We start from the raw sequence: 4,005 nt of genomic DNA, 5'->3' as shown, positions 1-4,005 counted from the left end.
ACCCCGGACCGGGCACCCCCCGCACCGGTGCCGCCGTCCGGGTCCGCGGCGCCGCCCCGGCGCCACACGGCGAACAACCCCAGCGGGTCCGGACGCAGCAGCGACACCGCGCCGTAGAGGCTCGCCGCGACCACACCGGCCACGAACCACCAGTCGTACAGACTCTGCTCACCGGTGGGGTAGTACGCCAGCACCAGCAACATCGACACCCCGACCACCACGGCCAGGTGCCTGCGCCGCCACGCGAACGCCGACGCGATCACAAAGCCCCAGGTCAGATACCACGGCAGCGTCGGCGGCGCGAACAGCGCCACCGCCACCAGCGTCACCGCCATCCGCAGCACGGCCTCACGGCCACCATGCCGCGCCTTCCACCACTGCCACACCATCACGCCCAGCAACGCCACCCACGCCGCCCCGCGCGCCACGGTGACGAACGGCGACGCGGGCACGTCGATGACCAGGTTGACCAGCGTGTGGAACACCTCGCCGATCCCGGTGGGAAAGTTCAGCCAGTTCGCGATGATCTGCGGCGCCTGCAACCCGGTCACCCACCCGAGGTTCAGCGACCCGAGCGAGACCCACGTCCCCGCGACGAACACCACGGCGAAGATGCCCACCGACGGCGTCACCGCCCGGACGAACCGGCGGAGCAGGCTCTGCTCCGCGTCGAGGTGGTTCGCCCAGACCCACACCAAGAACGGCAACGCCACCGCCGCCGTCGGTTTGATCAGCATCCCCACCGTGACCAGCACGATCGCCACCGCGTGCCGGCGCTCCAGCGCGGCCAGCACCCCGATGGTGAGAAAAGCCAGCATGAGCAGGTCGTTATGCGGCCCGCCCACCAGGTGGATCACCGTCATCGGGCTGGCCACCGCCAGCCACATCGTCACCGGCAGCCTGCCCCCGAGGTGCCGCACCAGCCGGGGCAGCGCCCACGCCATGCCGGCAAGTCCCAGCAACAGCACCACCCGGGTCACGATCACCCCTGCGATGACGTTGTTGCCCGTCACGGCCACGATGTTCTTGGCGACCAGCAGGAACAACGGCCCGTAGGGCGCGGGCGTGGTCTGCCACAGCGGGTGCACGTTCTCCACCACATTCGGCAGCACATCCAGCGCGGCCGGGCCGTAGTCGTACGGATCGAGCCCGTGCAGCAGCTGCGCACCCTGTCCGAGGTAGGAGAACACATCCCGCGTGAACAGCGGCGGCGCCACCAGCAGCGGCGCCATCCACGTCAGCGCGGCCACCACGATCGGCTTCGCGCCGATCCGCCCCGCCAGCGCATAGCGGCCCAACCGCACCCACGCCCACACCACGAGGCCGAAGCCCACATACAGCAGCGCGGTCGCCAGCGCGTGGCCGTGGCCGTACCGGATCCACGACACCGGCCCCGACCCCAGAACGGGATCGTGCACCAGGATTCCGCCCGCGCCGAGGGACGCCAACAGCAGCACCACGCTGCCGACGAACCCCATCGCGGTCGTGCGCAACGGAAAACGGGACGGCTCGCGGACACGGCCGTTCGCCCGAGCCTCCGGCACATCGACGGAGGACCCGGCGCTCGGCACGGAATCGGTGGTGGTGTCCATACTGGCCTTCGAGGTTACACACCGCGACCGAGCCCGCGCGCCGACGGGCACCACCGCCGGGCGAGGCGCCCGGGCGCTCCCGTGGTCCACACCGCATTCCCGAGCGACCACACCCGCAGACCCACCCGAACGAGTGCCGCCGACGGCACGCGAGCACGCGCCGCCATACACGCCCGGACGGCGGGTGATCTCGGCGACAGTCACGCACGCGGACGTGGGGCGGCGGGCGTGGCCGCCACCGGCTCGCCGCTGGACACGGACGCGCGCCACGAACGGATGCACGCGGCCCACCGGAACCGCTCCGGCCTGCATCGTTTCAGGTGAGGCGACGCACCGGGTCGGTGCGGACGAGGGCGGATAGCATCCCCGGTACAAGTCAACCGAAGCCAACAGCAACCGTGGAGCGGGAGAGAACGTCATGACCCAGGCCCCAGTCAACGTCACGGTCACCGGAGCGGCCGGCCAGATCGGATACGCACTGCTGTTCCGCATCGCCTCCGGTCAGCTGCTGGGGCAGGACACGCCGGTGCGACTGCGCCTGCTTGAGATCCCCCAGGCGGTGAAGGCGGCCGAAGGCACCGCTCTCGAACTGGAGGACGGCGCGTTCGGCCTGCTCCACGGCATCGACATCTTCGACGACGCCAAGCAGGCCTTCGCGGGCACCAACATCGCGTTGCTGGTGGGTGCGCGCCCACGGTCGAAGGGCATGGAGCGCGGCGACCTGCTCGAGGCCAACGGTGGCATCTTCAAGCCCCAGGGTGAGGCCATCAACGCGGGCGCGGCCGACGACGTCAAGGTGCTCGTGGTCGGCAACCCGGCCAACACCAACGCCCTGATCGCCCAGGCACACGCCCCGGACGTGCCCGCCGAGCGCTTCACCGCGATGACCCGCCTCGACCACAACCGCGCCATCGCCCAACTGGCCAAGAAGCTCGACGTAGCCGTCGCCGACGTCAAGAAGATGACCATCTGGGGCAACCACTCGGCCACCCAGTACCCGGACATCTTCCACGCCGAGGTCAAGGGCACCAATGCCGCCGAGGCCGTGAACGACCGGGCGTGGCTGACCGACGAGTTCATCCCGCGTGTGGCCAAGCGCGGCGCCGAGATCATCGAGGCCAGGGGTGCCTCCTCGGCCGCCTCGGCCGCCAACGCCGCCATCGACCATGTCCACGACTGGGTCAACGGCACTCCGGACGGCGACTGGGTGTCCATGGGCGTGCCCTCCGACGGCTCCTACGGCGTGCCCGAGGGCCTGATCTCGTCGTTCCCGGTGACCTGCCAGGCGGGCGAGTACCGGATCGTGCGTGGACTGGAGATCGACGACTTCTCCCGGGAGCGCATCGACGCCTCCGTCGGCGAGCTCGCCGAGGAGCGCGACACGGTGCGGCGCCTCGGCCTCGTCTGAGCGCCCGGCGACGGCCGTTCGGCCGGTTTCACGGAGGCCCGTGCTTTCGCGCTCTATAGGCGAAGGCATGGGCCTCCGTGCTGTCATGGGTCGTACCGGACGAACGAAGATGGGTGGTGGAACACTGACTTCAGCATGACAATGACCTCGGGTATAGGTCGTTATACACAGCAGTGGCATCGTCACCCGCGCACGCCGGGACAGGCACGTGACACACACGACCGCACAGGAGCAGTTCAGCGCCTACGGCCCCTCCCACTGGGCCGTTCTGGCCGTGTTCGCGACAGGCACCGCCGCCCTGGTGGCCTTCGGCCGCGCACGACGTCACTCCCCCGCCCAGCGTCACCTCCGCCGGACGTTCGCGCTCACCTTGCTCACCATCCACGTCGGCACGCTGGCCTATACGGTGGTCTCCCGCGACTGGGGTCCCGTCGACGCGGTGCCGCTACACCTGTCCGACCTGGCCGGATTCGTGGTCGCCTACGCGCTGTGGTCCCTGCGCCGCTGGGCCTACGCGCTGACCTACTACTGGGGCCTGACACTGAGCACCCAGGCGCTGGTCTCCCCCGTGCTGACGGCCCCCGACTTCCCGCACCACGAGTTCCTGGCCTTCTGGACACTGCACCTGCTCGTGGTGTGGGCCGCGATCTACCTGACCTGGGGTCTGGGCCTGCGGCCCGGCTGGCGGGACTACGCCGTCGCCGTCGGCCTCACGGCCGGATGGGCCGTCGTCGCCTTCGGGTTCAACAGTGCCGCCGGCACCAACTACGGCTACCTCAACCGCAAACCCGACACCGGCTCCGTGCTCGACCTGCTGGGACCGTGGCCCTGGTACCTCCTCCCCGAGGTGGCGCTGATCCTCGCGGCCTGGGCACTGATCACCTGGCCGTGGACGCGCTCCAGCCACACGCGGGCCCGCGGCGCGCCGCAACACCCGCGCGCACCAGGCGGCGGGGGCTCGTGCATCGGCATTCGTCCGAGTGCACCAGCACGTCCGACGTCGAT

2 protein-coding genes and 1 pseudogene are annotated in these 4,005 nt (G+C 70.3%); 2 read left to right on the top strand and 1 reads right to left on the bottom strand.

The window, feature by feature from the left end; all coding sequences use genetic code 11:
* On the bottom strand, positions 1-1,592 hold a 1,592-nt coding region (gene mptB, locus SACSA_RS21120; protein WP_019813094.1), incomplete at its 3' end, for a polyprenol phosphomannose-dependent alpha 1,6 mannosyltransferase MptB.
* A gap of 418 nt (positions 1,593-2,010) precedes the next feature.
* On the opposite strand from mptB, the gene SACSA_RS0102105 reads away from it, so the two are divergent.
* Together SACSA_RS0102105 and SACSA_RS21115 are read left to right on the top strand one after the other, a co-directional pair.
* Complete coding sequence (locus tag SACSA_RS0102105; protein WP_019813092.1) at positions 2,011-3,000, top strand: malate dehydrogenase; 990 nt, start codon at positions 2,011-2,013, stop codon at positions 2,998-3,000.
* A gap of 208 nt (positions 3,001-3,208) precedes the next feature.
* Positions 3,209-3,910 (top strand): annotated as a pseudogene (locus tag SACSA_RS21115) (YwaF family protein); the annotation flags it as partial.
* Positions 3,911-4,005 lie beyond the last annotated feature (95 nt).

The sequence above is a fragment of the Saccharomonospora saliphila YIM 90502 genome (assembly GCF_000383795.1).
In the GTDB taxonomy this organism is placed as follows: Bacteria; Actinomycetota; Actinomycetes; order Mycobacteriales; family Pseudonocardiaceae; genus Saccharomonospora; species Saccharomonospora saliphila.
Note: the sequence above shows the minus strand (reverse complement) of the source record. Positions and strands in the feature narration are given on the sequence as shown.